The sequence below is a fragment of the Stenotrophomonas sp. PA-6-5C genome (assembly GCF_021605635.1).
Taxonomy (GTDB): domain Bacteria; phylum Pseudomonadota; class Gammaproteobacteria; order Xanthomonadales; family Xanthomonadaceae; genus Stenotrophomonas; species Stenotrophomonas lactitubi.
Genome location: NZ_WKEE01000001.1, coordinates 129,623 through 146,218, shown reverse-complemented (window position 1 = coordinate 146,218; position 16,596 = coordinate 129,623). Strand labels below are relative to the sequence as shown.

The following is a 16,596-nucleotide window of genomic DNA, read 5'->3' as shown; positions in this document are numbered from 1 at the left end:
GTTCAGCCGGCCTTCGCCAACAGCGCAGGCGACTCTCGGTCCAGCCTGCGCAGGAACACCTGCATCTCCTTGCGGGCCTGCTGGTCGCCCTTGCTGCCGGCCACGCTGAGACCGCGCTGCCACGCTTCGCGCGCCGCCTGCGGCTGGCCACCGGCCAGCCATGCCTTGCCCAGCAGCTTCCACGCCGCCGAATAATCCGGGTCCAGCACCACGCAGCGGCCCAAGTGGGTGGCTGCGCGCACCGGATCGCCGGCGTCCAGCCAGCTTTTGCCCAGGCCGAAGCGCAGCAGCGCGCTGTCCTTGCCGGCAGCGAGCATCTTTTCCAGCGTGTTGATGTCCATCAGCGCACCTCCACCAGAGTTTCCACCGGCCCCGCCTGGAAGCGTCCGCGATGGAACAGCAGCGGTGCGCCGCCTTCTTCCTGTACATCGACGATGCGCCCGGCCAGCAGCAGGTGATCGCCGACCGGCCACTGCGCGTGGCGGGTGCAGGTGAGGTGGACGACGGCACCGGCGATCCGCGGTGGCGCGTCCTCGCCGTCTTCCAGCAAGGGCACGTCGGTGAATCGATGGCGCACCTGCGGGTCGGCGAAACGGCGCGCCAGGGCTTCCTGTCCGGCGCCGAGCACGCTGATCGCGAACCGGGTGGCGCGCTGGAACGTGGACAGGCTCTGCGCATGCAGGGCCAGGTTCCACAGCACCAGTGGCGGCTGCAGCGAGATCGGCACGAACGAATTGATGGTCAGGCCCTGCGGCTTTCCCTGTGCATCACGCGCGCAGACGATCGCCACACCGGTAGGGAAATGGCCGAGCAATCGCCGCAGCGCACGCGGCGGCAGGCTGACCGACGGCACCGGTGCCGGAGCGGGGAAGACCCCTGCCCACGGCCCGGCGTATGCACCGGAGTCCGCGTTCATGCGGCCCTGGCCTGGCGGTAGCGCCGGCCGACTTCGGCCCAGTTGATGAGGTTGAAGAACGCGCCGATGTAGTCCGGGCGGCGGTTCTGGTAATGCAGGTAGTAGGCGTGCTCCCAGACGTCCAGGGCAAGGATCGGGGTATTGCCGGAGGCGCCAGCCGCTGCGCCCATCAGGGGGCTGTCCTGGTTGGCGCTGCTTTCGACCTGCAGGCGGCCGTCGCGGTCGACGGTCAACCATGCCCAGCCACTGCCGAAGCGGGTCTGCGCGGCCTTGCTGAAGGTTTCCTTGAAGGCCTGGTAGCCGCCGAGGTCGCGATCGATGGCCGCGGCAAGTTCGTCATCGGCGGTGCCGCCGTTGGCACTGAGCACGGTCCAGAACAGGCTGTGGTTGGCGTGGCCGCCGCCGTTGTTGCGCACTGCGCCGCGGATCGATTCGGGCAGGGCATCCAGATCGGCGATCAGGGTTTCCACCGGCTGCGCCGGCAGGCCCGCCTGTTCCAGCGCGGCATTGAGGTTGTTGACGTAGGTCTGGTGGTGCTTGCCGTGGTGGATTTCCATCGTGCGCGCATCGAAGTGCGGTTCGAGGGCATCGTAGGCATAGGGGAGGGCGGGAAGCGAGTACGGCATCGAGACAGTCTCCGTGGGGAAGGCCAGGGGTGTGGCCGTGGGGAGACTGTTATCGCACCTCAACATTGGTTGAGGTCAAGCGGGCAACCGCTTTTCGAACCCTCACCGGCGTGGTGATGCGCCGTCCGCGCCCGCAGGAAATTGTCCGGTGGCGGCGGGAACGGCCGGCACTACCTGTATCCGTCGAATCCTGCGTCTGGCGTCAACTCAACCAATCCTTGCACGCGCTATCAACCTGATCACCACAGGCGGTCTGCATCCGCTGCTGCAACCGCGCCAGCGTCTCCGCACCCTTGTGCTTCGCGCTCCACGCCTGCAGCTGTCCGGCCAGCCGTTCGAAGCGCTGACGCGTGCGCTGGTGGTAGCCGGACGGCTGCTTGTCCAGCTCGGCGATCAACGCCTCGGTGGCCTGCTCGATGCGCGCTGCATCATCCGGCGCCAGCCGCAGCAGGCCCTCCACGTACAGCACGCCCCACTGCACGCGCGTGGCAGGCCCCTGTGCGCCTTCGTAGGCACGCTTCAACCATTCCAGGGCGCCGGCGGTATCACCGCGCTGCTCGGCGAGTTCGGCCAGCTCCGGCATGTAGTAGTAAGGCTGCTCGCTGCGCTTCAGCTCGGCCAGCAGCAAGGCCTCGGCGCCCGCATCGTCATCGACCTGACGCAGCGCGTAGACGGCACTGCTGATGGTGGCCTGGCGCGCATGCGCGTCCGTGGCTGCGCCATCGGCGGCGGCCACGCGTTGCTTCACCCGCTCAACCAGGGCTGCCGGCAGCGCGCCTTCGGGCTGCTGCTGGCGGGCCAGCGCCAGTTCGGTCAGCGCGCGTGACAGGGCATCGTCAGGGCGATCGCCACGCGCGGCATCGGCGCGTTCCAGCGCGACCAGCAGCTGCTGGCCGAGGGCGTTGGTGCTGGCCGGACCGGCGCTGGCCTGCTTGACCAGCCCGGCGCCGGCATAGCCCAGCAGCTCGCGGTTGCGACGTACTTCCGCCGGTTGCGCCAGCACGGCCTGCAACAACTCGCGTACCTGGGTGGGCGCTGTCGTTGGTTTCTCGGTTGTAGCCAACGCGAGCAGTGCGAAGCGGCGCTGCAGCGCAGGTTCGGGTGCGGCCTTGGCCAGCTGCTGCAGCACGTCCTGGGTGCTGCGCTTGCCGGCCAGGCGGTTGGCATCGACCTCCCAGCCGTAGTCACCCAGCACCTGCCAGTCTTCGGCGCCAAGCTTGGCCGGCGTCGCCAGTGCGGTGGCCAGAGTCTCGGCGACGGCGCTGCGGCGGCTGGCGGCGACGGTCAGTGCCCGGGTCAGTTCGGCCGCGTCGTTGCCGCCGGCCACGCGGGTGATTTCGTTGCGCTGCGGGTCGAGCACGATCAGTGTGGGATAGCCGCGCACGCCGAAGCGTTCGCCCCACGCCTGCGCGCCTTCCTCGTCGCCGTCCAGGTACACCGGCACGAATTTGCCGGTCAGTGCGATGAAGGCCGGATCCTTGAACAGCCCGGCCTTGAGCTGGTTGCACGGCGGGCACCACACCGCGCCCCAGTACAGCAGCACCGGCTTGCCACTCTCGGCGGCTTCGTTGAAGGCATCATCCACATCGCCCTGGCGCCAGGGGATGGCGGAGGCCGGGGCGGTGGCTGCCGCCTGCGCCGTCGGTACCGGCGCGGAGGCGGGGGAGCAGGCGCTCAGGGCCGAGGCCAGCAGCAGCATGGAAAGCGCGACGCGCATCGGCAGCATCTCGAAGGACAGGGTGATGGGGCCATTGTAGGAACGGTCGGGATGCCGGCTGATGCAGTTTGCTTATGTCGCACGCGCAGCACGGCATGTGGGCTGGACATCAGTGCCGACCAAGGTCCGCACCCGCCGAAGCGGGCACCGTCAACACCAGCGGCTGGTAGATCAGGCCGTTGAACTGGCCGACGTCACCATCCAGCACGAATCCATAGTGTTCGTAGGCGGGCACCGCGTTGAGCGAGGCGCGCACGGTCATCTGCGGGCCACGCAGCTGCGGCAGCACCGCCTGCAGCAGGGCACGGCCGATACCTTGCCCCTGCAGTTCCGGCGCAACGAACAGCATTGCCAGATGCTGACCCGCCTTCAGCTCAACCACACCCATCACCTGGTCTGCCTGTTCGGCCACAAGGATGTGGTTGTCGCCCTGCAGCCGCTCGGCGAACGCAGAGGCTGCGGCTACCGTGCCGAACGTGGCGATGCCCTCGGCGGTGAGCATGGGCGCAACGGCTGCAGTGAACGCCGTCATGCACACCGCGCTGATCGCGGGCAGGTCATCGAGGTGGGCGGGGCGGATCCTGGTCATGCGCTGTACTTCCTGTGGCGGGACGGCATCAATGCCCCACGCTAAGCTGGCGGCATGACTGATTTCAATCCCGCCCATGCACGCTTGTTCCCAACGCAGGGCCTCAGCCTTGGCCTGATGACGCCGGTGGCCGCACACGGCCTGGCCGATCCACATGAGGCACGACGCATCGCGCGGCTGGCCGACGATCTGGGTTTCGCCGCGCTGTGGACCCGCGATGTGCCGTTGATGGTGCCGCAGGGGCCGGATGCGACCGCCAGTGCGCTGGATGATCCGTTCCTGTGGCTGGGCATGCTGGCCGCGGCGACCGAACGCATCGTGGTCGGCACTGCGGCCATCGTGCTGCCGTTGCGGCAACCGCTGCAGGTGGCGAAGTCGGCGCTGACGCTGGACCGGATCAGCGGTGGACGCTTCGTGCTGGGTCTGGGCTCGGGTGATCGGCCTGAGGAGTTCGCAGCATTCGGCGAGGATCTGGAAAGCAGGGCAGCGACCTTCCGCGAACGCTGGTCGCTGCTGCGTGCGGCACTGTCGCCCGAACCATCCGAGCGTGCGCCGGTGATGCAGGCAACCGGCGGGTACCACGTACTTCCCGCGCCGGCCAGACGCATTCCGATGCTGGTGGTCGGTACTGCACGGCAGAGCCTGCAGTGGATCGCGCGCGAAGCCGAAGGCTGGGCGACCTATCACCGCGAAGAAACCGCGCAGGAAGGGCGCATTGGTCTGTGGCAGCATGCCCTGGCCCAGCGCGGCGGCGATCCGAAACCGTTCGTGCAGTCGATGCTGCTGGACCTGCAGGCCGACCCGGCTGCGCCGGCAGAACCGCTGCCGCTGGGCCTGAAGGTGGGGCGCGATGGCCTGCGCGACTACCTGTTGCGGGTGCACGCGCAGGGCGTGGCCCATGTGATGTTCAACCTGGTCGACAACGGCCGGCCGCCGGACGAGGTGCTGCGTGAGATCGGCGAGCAGATCCTGCCGGATACGCTTCGGTAGGTGTCCACCTTGGTGGACACAGCTCTACCGTTCGCCGGGCATGGCCCGGCGCTACCCTCGGTGTTCGGATCGTTCGCATCTGCGTATCATTCGCATTTGACATCCACTGTTGGAGCCTTGCGTGACCCATCGCAACCCGCTGCATCCGACCGGACGCCTGTTCGCGATCGTCGCCTTCATCGAGGCCATCACCTGGGCCGGTCTGTTGGTCGGCATGTGGCTCAAATACGGCCCGGAGGCCAACGTGGCGCTGGTGAAGCTGTTCGGACCGCTGCATGGCGTGGCGTTCATGGTCTACGTGGCGGTAACCCTGTTTGCGGCGCTGCGCCTGCGCTGGCCCTGGTGGGCGACGGGGCTGGCCTTGCTGGCTGCGGTTCCGCCGCTGGTGACCCTGCCGCTGGAGTGGTGGTTCAAGCGTCGCGGCCTGCTGTCGGTACGCGCAGGGCAGTGATGCACCCGCGGGTGCATGCCCGTTAAGCGAATGGGTATCAAATGCAAATGCGAGCCGTTATCATTTAAGGATTGCGTTGCTGCCTGACAGGGCAACGTCGTGCGGGGTGCGGAAGCGCCCGGCGTTCCCTCCTTGGTTACGGTTGGTGTTCCATGCATGCACGTCCCGTGGTTCCCGGCTTGCCGGCGCTGGTGTTGGCTGCCCTGATCGGCACCATGGCGATGATGTCCTTCGTCGCCGTCATCGGCCCGGTGGTCCGCCTGCTGGGCCTGTCTGAATGGCATGCCGGTCTATCGGTCACGGCCGCGGGTGTGTTGTGGATGCTGGCCGCTCGCCCTTGGGGGCAGCTCAGCGATCGCATCGGCCGCAAGCGCGTGCTGGTGCTGGCCATGAGCGCCTACACGCTGGTCTACATCGCGTTGGCGGTGTTCATCGATGTCGCGCTGCAGACGATACCGCCGGTGCTGGTCTCGGTACTGGTGCTGGTAGGTGCGCGCGGGCTGGTGGGCCTGTTCTATGCGGCCGTGCCGCCAACCGCCGCTGCGCTGATCGCAGACCAGGCCCCGCCGGGTCAACGCACGAAGTTCCTGGCCCGGCTGGGTAGCGCCAATGCGCTCGGCATGGTGCTGGGCCCGGCTGCTGCCGGATGGCTTGCCTACAAGAACCTGCCGTTGGCGCTGTACGTGGCGGCGCTGCTGCCGCTGCTCGCGCTGGGCCTGCTGGCGTGGCGCCTGCCGGCCACGCCCCCGGTGGTTGCCGCGCAGAACCGCAAGCGCGTACCACTGTCGCGCCTCGACCCGCGCTTGCGCCTGCCGCAGATGGCCGCGTTCGTGGCGATGGTGTCGGTCACCATCGCGCAGGTCACAGTTGGCTTCTTCGCCATCGATCGCTTCGGCCTGGATGCAGCCGAAGGCGCGCGCATGGCCGGCATCGCCCTGACTGCAGTGGGCGTGGGCCTGATTCTTGCGCAGGGGCTGGTGATGAAGCTGGACGTGCATCCCCGGCGCTGGATCATCCTCGGCGCACTGATCGCCGGCATCGGCTTCGCTTCGGTGGCCGCGGTGCAGCAGACCTGGCAGTTGCCCGCGGCCTACGCGCTCGCGGCGTTCGGCATGGGCTTCGTGTTTCCCTCGTTCCAGGCGTTGGCCGCCGATGCGGTGCAGGCGCACGAACAGGGTGCGGCGGCTGGCACGGTCGCGGCGGCACAGGGACTGGGCATGGTGGCCGGGCCGATGCTCGGCACCCTGTTGTATCGCGGCGGGGCCAGCCTGCCTTATCTGCTGGTCGGCGTGCTGCTGCTGGTGCTGTGCGTGCTGGCCGCAGCGTATCGGATGAAGGAGACGACATGAACGATTCCCTGATGCAGGGCGCGTGGCCGGAGGCTGCGTCGATGCTGCCGGAGCCCAGCGCAGAAGCATCGTTGTTCCTGCTGCGGCAGGCCGATCAACAGATGCACGCGCGGGGCTGTCGCGCACCCTTGCCGGCGGGCGCGCTGGCCACGTTGGCCGAGCGTGTGGCGACGTTCTTCGCGCAGCAGCGCGGTGGGCCGGGCCTGCTGGTCGGCGCGGTGCCGTTCGAGCCGCGTGCCGATGATGCGTTGTACCAGCCCGAGCGTCTGTTGCCGGCGTTGCCCGTGCAGTTGCAGGCAGCGCCGGCGTTGGCCGGAGGGCTGACCGCCGAGCCGTCCGCGCAGGACTATGCTGCGGCAGTGGCCGACGCGGTCAGCGCGATGCGCGCGCCCAACCCGGTGCTGCACAAGGTGGTACTGGCGCGCAGCCTGTTGGCGCGCACGCAGCAGGCGCTGTCGCCGGAAATGCTGCTGGCCCGCCTGGGCACCGATCCTTCGGTGGCAACCTACGCCGTGCCGCTGCCGGTGGACGTCGGCCAGGTGCCAGCGTGGCTGGTGGGCGCGACGCCGGAGCTGCTGCTGCGCAAGCGCGGTGCGCAGGTACTGTCGCATCCGCTTGCTGGTTCGGCGCGGCGCAGGGCCGATCCGGTCGCCGACGAGCGCGCCGCGCAGGCGTTGCTGGCATCGGCAAAGGATCACGACGAACACCGCCATGTGGTTGAAGCCATCGTCGATGGCCTGTCGCCCTGGTGCAGCCACGTCGAGGCGCAGCCGCGCCCGGTGCTGCACGCTACCGCCAGCATGTGGCATCTGGGAACACGCATCCACGCCACGCTGAAGGACGCTGCCACCTCGGCGGCGACCCTGCTGGCCGAACTGCATCCCACCCCGGCCGTCTGCGGTACCCCCCGGCTGGAGGCATTGCAGCGCATCCGTGCGCTGGAACCTGTACCGCGCGGCTTCTATGCCGGCGCCGTGGGCTGGCTGGATGCACAGGGTGACGGCGACTGGTATGTGGCGATCCGCTGCGCGCGCCTGCAGGGCACCCAGCTGCGCCTGTATGCCGGCGCCGGCATCGTCGCCGACTCGCAGCCTGACGCCGAGGTCGCCGAGACCGCCGCCAAATTCGCTGCGCTGTTGAACGCACTGGGCGTGCAGGACCCGCTGCCCCTGATCGAGGTATCCGCATGACGCCGTCCACCGTTGACTCCCGCCTGCCGCTGCAGCAGCAATGGCCCGACGCGCTGGTCGCGCGCTATCGGGCTGCAGGTCATTGGCGTGGCGAAACCTTCCCCGGTTTCCTGCGCGAACGCGCCGAGCGCCATGCCGATGACATCGCGGTGGTGGCTGGCGATGTGCGCTTGAGCTATGCGCAGCTCTGGCATGAGGCCGGGCGCATCGGTGCCGGCCTGCTGGCGCTGGGCCTGCAACCCGGGGAGCGCGTGCTGGTGCAGCTGGGCAACAGCGCCAGTTTCATCAGTACCCTCTGCGGGCTGTTCCGCGCCGGGCTGGTGCCGGTGTACGCGCTGCCGGCGCACCGCATTACCGAGCTGGCCCATTTTGCCCGCAAGGCCGAGGCCAGTGCCTACATCAGTACCGATGTACATGAGGGCTTCGACCACCGTGGCCTGGCGCGCGCGCTGCAGGTGAAGGTGCCAGCGGTACGCCACGTGTTGATCGATGGCGACGCAGCCGAATTTGTTGCGCTGGACTCGCTGCAGGGCGACCGCAGCCAGCTGCCGGCCGATCCTGATCCGCAGTCGGTGGCGTTCCTGCAGATTTCCGGTGGCAGCACGGGGCTGTCAAAGCTGATTCCGCGCACGCATGACGATTACATCTACTCGTTCCGCGCCAGCAACGAAATCTGCGGTATCGACCGCGACAGCGTGTACCTGGTCGCGCTGCCGGCGGCACACAACTTCCCGATGAGTTCACCTGGCTTCTTCGGCGCGCTGTACGCCGGTGCCCGCGTGGTGCTCAGCCCGGGTCCCGGTCCGGACACGGCATTCCCGTTGATAGCGCGCGAGAAGGTGACCTGCTGTGGTCTGGTACCGCCGCTGGCGCTGCTGTGGGCACAGGCGGCGGCGACCAGCAAGCACGATCTGTCCAGCCTGCAGGTACTGCAGGTCGGTGGCGCGAAGCTGGTGCCGGAAGCCGCACGGCGGGTCATTGATGGGCTCGGTTGCACGTTGCAGCAGGTGTTCGGCATGGCCGAAGGCCTGGTCAACTACACCCGGCTGGATGATCCGCAGGAACTGATCGTTGCCTGCCAGGGCCGGCCGATCAGCGCCGATGATGAAGTGCGGGTGGTCGATGACCATGACCAGCCTGTTGCCGAAGGCGAGGTGGGCCATCTGCTCACGCGGGGCCCGTACACCATCCGCGGTTACCACAACGATGCGGCGGCGAATGCGCGCTCGTTCACCGACGATGGCTTCTATCGCACCGGTGACCGCGTGCAGCAGCTGCCCGGCGGCTACCTGGTGGTGCAGGGCCGTGCCGGCGACCACATCAACCGGGCCGGCGAGAAGATCTCCGCCGAGGAGATCGAAGACCATCTGCTGGCCCATGCCAGCGTGTTCGATGCCGCCGTGGTCTCCATTCCCGACGACTATCTGGGCGAGCGCAGCTGTGCCTTCGTGATCCAGCAGGGCGAGGCGATCAAGGCACCGGCGCTGAAGGCGTGGATGCGCGGACGTGGCCTGGCCGCGTTCAAGGTGCCCGATCAGATTGTCTTCGTGGACAGCTTCGATACCACGGCGGTTGGCAAGATCAGCCGCCGCGAACTGCGCGCGCAGCTGCGTGCGCGTCATCTGCAACAGACAGGAGGAACGCGCTGATGGCGCTGCCCCGTATTGCCCCGTATTCCCTTCCGACCGCCGCGGAACTGCCGCAGGCGCGTGGCGCCTGGCGCCCCCAACGTGATCGTGTTGCCTTGCTGGTGCACGACATGCAGCGCTACTTCCTCGCTGCCTTCGATGCGGGAAATGCGCCGCTGCGACCAGCCGTGGACAACATTGCGCGGCTGCTGGGGCAGTGCCGTACGCACGGCATTCCGGTGTTTTACACCGCCCAGCACGGCGACCAGGACCGTCGTGACCGTGGCCTGCAGGCAGACCTGTGGGGCCCGGGCATGGGCCGTCGTGCCGACCACGAGCCGATCATCGACGCGCTGGCACCTGCGCCGGGCGAGCATGTGCTGGTCAAGCACCGCTACAGCGCGTTCCAGCGCAGCAATCTGGAAACACTGATGCGCGTGCGTGGCCGCGATCAGCTGCTGATCACCGGCGTGTACGCGCACATCGGATGCACCGCCACGGCAGTGGAGGCGTTCCAGCGCGACATCGAGACATTCATCGCTGCCGATGCCGTGGCTGATTTCTCGCGTGCCGACCATGATCAGGCGCTGCACTGGATCGCCCGCACCTGCGGCGTACCGATGACCACCGACCAGCTGCTGGAAGCATTGTGATGAACGCGACGACCGAAGCCTTGACCCTGGAGCGCATGCGCGCCGACGTCGCCCGCGTACTGGACTGCCAGGCGGCTGACATCGGCGACGATGACAACCTGATCGATCTGGACCTGGATTCGATGCGCATGCTGGGGCTGGTGCTGGCCTGGGGCAACACCGGGCTGCCACTGGAGTTCTCGCAGCTGGCCGAACACACCACGCTGCGGCAGTGGTGGACCGTGGTGCAGCAGCTGCAGGCTTCGCAGACGGCATGAACGGATCGCCGCTGCCGTTGACCGAGGCGCAGGCCGGGCTGTGGTTTGCCCAGCGGCTGGCACCGGAAAACCCTGCGTTCAATACCGCGCATGCGGTGTGGATCGAGGGTCCGCTGGATGTGGCGGCGTTCACTGCCGCCGCCAATCAGGCCGCGGCCGAGGCCGAGGCGCTGGCATTGCGTTTCGCCGAGGCCGAGGACGGCCAGCCCGTGCAATGGCACGAATCCACGCGGGTGCCATCACTGCAGCTGCGCGATGTTGCTGCTGCGGCCGATCCGCAGCAGACGGCACGCGCCGCGATGCAGGCCGATCGCTCCAGCGTAGTTGATCCGACCCGCGACCGACTGAGCCAGCAGGTGCTGTTCAACCTTGGCGGCCAGCGCTGGGCCTGGTATCTGCGCGTGCATCACCTGGCCACCGATGGCTATGGCATGGCGCTGTTCACTGACCGTGTCTGCGCGCTGTATGCGGGCCGCACCGGTAGCGCGTTGCCTGCGCTGGCGGGCGTGCTGGCCGACGATGCCAGCTACCGCAGTGATGCGCGCCGCGACGCGGACCGGCAGTGGTGGCTGCAGGCACTGCAGGGCGCGCCGGCCTCCACCGGCCTGGCCGGAACGGCCGCTGCCAGTGACGATGCCGTGCGTTGGGTGCAGCCGGTGGACCCTGCCTTCCGCGAGCGTCTGCTGCAGGTTTCGGCATCGTGGCTGCAGCCGTGGCCGGATGTGCTCGCTGCATTGGCCGCCGAGTATGTGCGCCGCATGAGCGCGTCCGGGGAAGTCGTGCTCGGCGTGCCCTACATGGCGCGGCTGGGCAGCGTCGCGGCGCGGGTGCCGGCGATGGTGATGAACGTGTTGCCGCTGCGGGTGGCGGGCGGCGAGGACAGCGTCGAGGAATTCTGCCGGCGCATCGGGCGCCAGCTTAGCCAGGGCCGCAAGCATGGCCGCTACCGTGGCGAGCAGTTGCGTCGTGACCTTGGGCTGGTCGGTGCACAGCACCGCCTGCATGGGCCGTTGATCAACGTACAGCCCTTCTACAAGCCGCTGGCGCTGCCGGGTGTGCGGGCCTCGCTGGAGGTGCTGAGCACCGGGCCGGTGGACGATTTGACACTGGGCTTCCGTGGCGATGGACAGACCCTGCTGGATCTGGAGATTGAAGCGAACCCCGCCCTGTACGATCTGCACGAGGTGAAGGCGCATGCCCGGCGACTGCTGCATTTCGTGTCGGTGGCGCTGCAGGCCGAAGACATCGCGGCGGTGCCGCTGGCCACGCCGGAAGAATCCAGGCAGGTCGTGCATGGCTTCAATGCCACCACGCATCCGCTGCCTGACACCACCCTGGTCGAACTGCTGCAGCAGGGCATGGACCGTGATCCGTCTGCACCGGCGCTGGTGTTCGGCGATACGACGCTGGACCATGCCACGCTGGAGGCGCGCAGCTTCGCCCTGGCCGCGCAGCTGCGTTCGCTGGGCGTGGGGCCGGCCACCATCGTCGCGGTAGCGCTGCCGCGTTCGCTGGAACTGGTGGTGGCGCTGCTGGCGGTACTGCGCGCAGGTGGCGCTTACCTGCCACTGGACCTTGCCCATCCGGCTGAGCGCCTGGCGCGCATCCTGGCATCGGCGCAGCCGGTCTGCGTACTGGCAGAGGCCAGCGCACAATCCCGGATGGCAGACGTACCGGTGCTGCCGCCGGAGCAGTGGACCGATGTGAGCTTCGCCGCACCGTGGCCGGGCCCGATGGGCGACGATGCAGCCTATGTGATCTATACCTCTGGTTCGACCGGCGAGCCCAAGGGCGTGGTGATCGAGCACCGCGCCATCGTCAATCGCCTGCTGTGGATGCGCGAGCACTACGGCATCGGCACCGACGACCGGATTCTGCAGAAGACCCCGGCAACCTTCGACGTATCGGTGTGGGAATTCTTCCTGCCACTGCTGTGCGGCGCGACGCTGGTGCTGGCGGGGCCGGACGCACACCGCGACCCGACCGAGCTGGCGCGATTGATCCGCGTGCATGGCATCACCACTGCACATTTCGTACCGTCGATGCTGGATGCGTTCCTGGCTGCACCGGCCTCACAGGATCTGCAGCTACGGCGCGTGTTCACCAGTGGCGAGGCGCTGGATGCCGCCCTGCGTGATCGCTTCCACGCGAGAATGAAATCCGAACTGCACAACCTGTACGGGCCGACCGAAGCTGCTGTGGACGTGAGCTGGTGGCCGGCGTCGGCCGATGATTGCTCGCGCCCGGTGCCGATCGGCTTCCCGGTCTGGAACACCCGCCTGTATGTGCTGGACGCACGGATGCAGCCCGTGCCGGTGGGAGTGGCAGGTGACCTTTACCTTGGCGGTGTGCAGTTGGCGCGTGGCTATCTTGGCCGCGACAACCTGACGGCCGAGCGCTTCCTGGCCGATCCGTTCCTGCCGGGGGAGCGCATCTATCGTACTGGCGACGTGGCGCGCTGGCGGTCCGACGGTGCTGTCGAATACCTGGGGCGCAGCGACCACCAAGTGAAACTGCGCGGCCTGCGCATCGAGCTGGGCGAGATCGAAGCGGCGCTGCGCGAGCTGCCTGGCATGGACCGGGTGGAAGTGTTGTTGCGCGATGATCTTCCCGGTGAGGCACGACTGGTCGCCTATGTGCCGTCGACGCAGGCGGATGTAGCGGTGCTGCGCAACCATCTGCTGACGCGGGTGCCGGACTACATGGTGCCGTCTGCGTTCGTCGGCGTGGATCAGTGGCCGGTGACTGCCAATGGCAAGCTGGATCGGGCTGCGCTGCCGAAGCCGCCGCAGCAGGAAGTCGCAGGGCAGGCGGCACGCACGCCGCTGGAACAGGAACTGGCCGGGCTGTTCGCGCAGGCGCTGGGACGTGAAGCGCCGGTAGCCGTCGATGTGGATTTCTTCAGTCTCGGTGGCGACTCGCTGTCGGCCGTGCACCTGCTGCTGGCCATCGAGCAGCGCTGGCGTTGCGAGCTGGGTCTCGGCGCGCTGTTCGCGCAGCCGACCGTTGCCGCGCTGGCGGCACGCATTGCCGAGCCGCCCGCACGCGCCGATCACGCGTTGGGCCCGGTGATTGCGCTGTCCGCGTCCGACGAGTCAACCGTGGCGCCCTTGTTCGTGCTGCACCCGGCCGGGGGCATTGCATGGAACTACCGCGCGCTTGCCCGTGCGCTGCAACCGACGCGCGCGGTGTACGGCCTGCAATCACCTGCACTCGATCCCACGCAACCCCTGCCAGGCAGCATCGAGGCCATGGCCAATGACTATGTGCAGCGGGTGATCACGCTGCAGCCGCAGGGGCCGATCCATCTGCTCGGCTGGTCGGTGGGTGGCATCCTTGCGCAGGCGATGGCGGTGCGCCTGCATGACATCGGCCGCGAGGTCGGCGAACTGGTGCTGCTCGATGCCTATCCCAGCGAATGTTGGCGGGCCGAACCGGAGCCCGACCCGATCGCGGCGCTGCGGGCGCTGTTGGCCATCGCCGGGCACGATCCTGACGCGCATCCGGAGCTGGACGACCGCGCGCGCATCCTGTCCTTCCTGCGGCGCGGCGGCAGCGCGCTGGGCAGCCTGCCCGAGGTGGTGCTCGACGGCGTGGTGCGGGCGGTGACCGGAACCAATCGACTGATCCGCGAACACCAGCACCGACCCTTCGTGGGAACGCTGGCGCATGTGCGCGCCGGACGCGATCATCAGGCAAGGCCGCAACTGCAGTCCGCGCTGTGGAAGGCCCATGCGCTGCAGGTGGATGCCATCGAGCTGCCGTTCCTGCACGCCGAACTGACCGGTCGCGATGCCGTGGCACAGCTGGCACCGTGGTTGTCGGCGCGTCTGCAGCAATGGGACAGGCAACAGGAGAATGCAACGTGCAGTTGACCGGTTTTGAAGGAAACGTGGCGCTGGTGACCGGCGCAGCGGGCGGTATCGGCGCGGCACTGGTGGGGCAGCTGCTGGACGCAGGATGCCGGGTGGTGGCGACCGATCGTGAGCGGCCTGCGCTGGCGACCGACGATGGGCGCGTGCAGGCCTTCGCACTCGACGTCACCGACGGTGCGGCGGTGGACGCCCTGGTCGACCATGTGGAAGCCACGTTGGGACCGATCACGCTGGCGGCCAGCGTGGCCGGCGTGCTGCATGTCGGCGAAGTCGTGGACACCAGCGACGCGGATTGGCGCAGGGTATTCGCGGTCAATGCCGATGGTGTGTTCCATGTCGGTCGTGCACTAGCGCGGGTGATGTCACCGCGCCGGCAAGGCGCCATCGTGACCGTCAGCTCCAACGCGGCGGGTGTGCCACGGCACGGCATGGCCGCCTATGCGGCCTCGAAGGCGGCGGCGACGATGTTCACCCGCTGCCTGGGGCTGGAGCTGGCGCCACTGGGCATCCGCTGCAACATCGTTGCGCCGGGCTCCACGTTGACCCCGATGCAGACCGGCATGTGGGAAGACGAGCAGGGCGCAGCGCGGGTGATCGCTGGCAATCCGGCGACCTACAAAGCGGGCATCCCCTTGCGCAAGCTGGCCACGCCGGAGGACATCGCACAGGCGGTGATGTTCCTGCTGTCCGAGCAGGCCGGGCACGTGGCGATGAGTGACCTGTACGTGGATGGTGGCGCCACGCTGCGCGGGTAGGAATGCACTCTGTAGAGCCGAGCCCATGCTCGGCTTATTACTCAATGCGGGAACATTCCGTGCAGAGCAGCCGAGCATGGGCTCGGCTCTACAGAATCTATCGTGGCGTGACGGGTAGTGGCTGCGGCAGGGTGAGCCGATAGACCAGCACGCGGTTGTCGTTGTCGTACGCACTGTCGCAGTGCTCGCCCTGCATGCGGCAGCTGCGGGCGATGAAGTCATTGTCGTTGCCGATCAGCAGCAGTACGTCGTTCGGGTGCTCTGGATCAAGCGCCGGCAACACGTCCATCGCTTCCCACTTCTCCGACAGCAGTCCCGGGTGCGAACCGCGCGCTGTATCCAGATCCAGCCCGGCCTGGGCCAGTTGTGGCCGGTCGAGCAGGTTCAGCACCTCTTTGACCCGGGCGGGTACGATGCCGGTCTTCAACATGGCGTCAGCCGGGTCGGCCAGCACCGATGCGGTGCCGGCCTCATATTCCGTATCCACCAGATTGGAGGCCTGCGCCACGTTCACCAGCAGCACCGATTTGTACACGATCGGGTCATCGCCATCCTTGCCCAGGCCATTGCCATCGCGCGCCAGCATCAGGAAACGCTCGTTGTCCAATGCACGCAGCTCGCTCTGGGCAGCGGTACGGTCGAGCTTGCCCTTGCCGTCGTGGGCATAGGCGGGCAGGATCATCACATGATGGCCGACCGGTTGCGTCGGCGTCGGGTTGGCAGATACGTCGTAGACCAGCACGCGGGTATTGATGCGGCCGGCGGCATTGCCCGGCGCGCTGTCCTGGATCAAGGCACTCTGCAGGGCAACAAACAGCCGTGTGCCGTCGGGCGACAGGCTCATGCCTTCCACGCCCTGGTTGTTGCGGCGCCCGGTCTGCGGCGCGGCCAACGATCCAAAGGCAGGCTTGCCATCACGTTGTGGCCGGATCGCCAGCGGCGGCACGATCACGCCCTGCAGCCGGCCCTGTGCATCGAAGTAGTAGACGTTGGCGGTGTACTCGTCGCCGATGTAGAAGTGGCCGTCGGCAGTGAACTGCAGGGATTCCGCATCGAGCGCGACCTTGCCGGCCCCCGCGCCAACGGCGGGCGAGGGCAGCACCACGCCCCGCTGGTTGATCGTGTGATCCCCCGGGTCGGCACCGGTGAAGGGCTGGCCGTTGTAGTCCTTCAGTACCAGGCCCTTGTCGGGCGTCATCGTCACCACGCCGAAGCCCTTGGATGCTCCCTGCGGCCAGTCAACGCGCAGCTTCATGCGCTCCAGGCGGCCGGCGTAGTCGTAGAACAGGCCGGCCTCCGGATCGTTGCGGCCGCGGTCGGGCAGGGTCCACAGCACCCCCTCGTACCCTCGCGCGGTGCGTCGCCACGTGCCTGGCTGCACCGCCAGCGACGAGAACGAGCCCAGCGTATCGCCGAGGAAATCCACGGTGCCGGCCGGCAATCGTCCGGCGGCGACCAATCCCTTGTCGACATAGGTGAAGCTGCCCACGTCCACCGCGCGTGGTGGCATGCCGTGGGCTTCGTGCGGTGCGTTGTAGCCGCTGACCGAGAGCGCGGCCAACAGCAGGGCAGTAGCGGACATCGATGGACTCCTCGGCCG

The 16,596-nt window shown here is 68.0% G+C and carries 15 protein-coding genes; 9 read left to right on the top strand and 6 right to left on the bottom strand.

Annotated elements, in window-relative coordinates:
• Positions 1-2 precede the first annotated feature (2 nt).
• The 5 genes from GIW57_RS00655 to GIW57_RS00635 all read right to left on the bottom strand — a co-directional run bounded on the left by GIW57_RS00655 (position 3) and on the right by GIW57_RS00635 (position 3,848).
• Positions 3-341, bottom strand: a complete 339-nt coding sequence (locus GIW57_RS00655; protein ID WP_089235888.1) for a tetratricopeptide repeat protein — start codon at positions 339-341, stop codon at positions 3-5.
• A complete protein-coding gene (locus GIW57_RS00650; RefSeq protein WP_236508857.1) occupies positions 341-916 on the bottom strand; it encodes a flavin reductase family protein in 576 nt (191 codons plus the stop codon). Before GIW57_RS00650 ends, GIW57_RS00655 begins: the two co-directional genes overlap by 1 nt.
• Positions 913-1,542 (bottom strand): superoxide dismutase, encoded by a 630-nt coding sequence (locus GIW57_RS00645; RefSeq protein ID WP_236508856.1) that lies wholly within the window; start codon positions 1,540-1,542, stop codon positions 913-915. Before GIW57_RS00645 ends, GIW57_RS00650 begins: the two co-directional genes overlap by 4 nt.
• Before the next feature lie 202 nt (positions 1,543-1,744).
• Positions 1,745-3,268 (bottom strand): thioredoxin family protein, encoded by a 1,524-nt coding sequence (locus tag GIW57_RS00640; RefSeq protein WP_236508855.1) that lies wholly within the window; start codon positions 3,266-3,268, stop codon positions 1,745-1,747.
• A 100-nt stretch (positions 3,269-3,368) separates the two neighbouring features.
• Positions 3,369-3,848, bottom strand: a complete 480-nt coding sequence (locus GIW57_RS00635; RefSeq protein ID WP_236508854.1) for a GNAT family N-acetyltransferase — start codon at positions 3,846-3,848, stop codon at positions 3,369-3,371.
• Between the two features lie 54 nt (positions 3,849-3,902).
• Between GIW57_RS00635 and GIW57_RS00630 the strand changes: the two genes are divergently transcribed.
• The 9 genes from GIW57_RS00630 to GIW57_RS00590 all read left to right on the top strand — a co-directional run bounded on the left by GIW57_RS00630 (position 3,903) and on the right by GIW57_RS00590 (position 14,996).
• Positions 3,903-4,838 (top strand): TIGR03571 family LLM class oxidoreductase, encoded by a 936-nt coding sequence (locus GIW57_RS00630; protein ID WP_236508853.1) that lies wholly within the window; start codon positions 3,903-3,905, stop codon positions 4,836-4,838.
• Positions 4,839-4,959: 121 nt separating this feature from the next.
• Positions 4,960-5,289, top strand: coding sequence for a DUF3817 domain-containing protein (locus GIW57_RS00625; RefSeq protein WP_236508852.1), 330 nt, complete (start codon positions 4,960-4,962; stop codon positions 5,287-5,289).
• 152 nt (positions 5,290-5,441) lie between these two features.
• Positions 5,442-6,638 carry an MFS transporter gene (locus GIW57_RS00620; RefSeq protein ID WP_236508851.1) on the top strand — a complete coding sequence of 399 codons (1,197 nt, stop codon included), beginning with the start codon at positions 5,442-5,444 and terminating at the stop codon, positions 6,636-6,638.
• Entirely contained in the window at positions 6,635-7,828 is a 1,194-nt protein-coding gene (locus GIW57_RS00615; protein WP_236508850.1) for an isochorismate synthase, read from the top strand. Before GIW57_RS00620 ends, GIW57_RS00615 begins: the two co-directional genes overlap by 4 nt.
• Positions 7,825-9,477 (top strand): AMP-binding protein, encoded by a 1,653-nt coding sequence (locus GIW57_RS00610; protein WP_236508849.1) that lies wholly within the window; start codon positions 7,825-7,827, stop codon positions 9,475-9,477. Before GIW57_RS00615 ends, GIW57_RS00610 begins: the two co-directional genes overlap by 4 nt.
• On the top strand, positions 9,477-10,109 hold the full coding sequence (locus GIW57_RS00605; RefSeq protein ID WP_100465618.1) for an isochorismatase family protein: 633 nt from the start codon (positions 9,477-9,479) through the stop codon (positions 10,107-10,109). Before GIW57_RS00610 ends, GIW57_RS00605 begins: the two co-directional genes overlap by 1 nt.
• Positions 10,109-10,366: a phosphopantetheine-binding protein gene (locus GIW57_RS00600; RefSeq protein WP_100465617.1), complete on the top strand. Its 258-nt coding sequence runs from the start codon at positions 10,109-10,111 to the stop codon at positions 10,364-10,366. Before GIW57_RS00605 ends, GIW57_RS00600 begins: the two co-directional genes overlap by 1 nt.
• Positions 10,363-14,241 (top strand): amino acid adenylation domain-containing protein, encoded by a 3,879-nt coding sequence (locus tag GIW57_RS00595; RefSeq protein ID WP_236508848.1) that lies wholly within the window; start codon positions 10,363-10,365, stop codon positions 14,239-14,241. The genes GIW57_RS00600 and GIW57_RS00595 overlap by 4 nt, the downstream gene beginning before the upstream one ends.
• Positions 14,232-14,996 (top strand): 2,3-dihydro-2,3-dihydroxybenzoate dehydrogenase, encoded by a 765-nt coding sequence (locus GIW57_RS00590; RefSeq protein ID WP_236508847.1) that lies wholly within the window; start codon positions 14,232-14,234, stop codon positions 14,994-14,996. Before GIW57_RS00595 ends, GIW57_RS00590 begins: the two co-directional genes overlap by 10 nt.
• Positions 14,997-15,093: 97 nt before the next feature.
• Here the strand turns inward: GIW57_RS00590 and GIW57_RS00585 are convergent, their stop codons facing one another.
• On the bottom strand, positions 15,094-16,578 hold the full coding sequence (locus GIW57_RS00585; protein ID WP_236508846.1) for an esterase-like activity of phytase family protein: 1,485 nt from the start codon (positions 16,576-16,578) through the stop codon (positions 15,094-15,096).
• Positions 16,579-16,596: the final 18 nt, after the last annotated feature.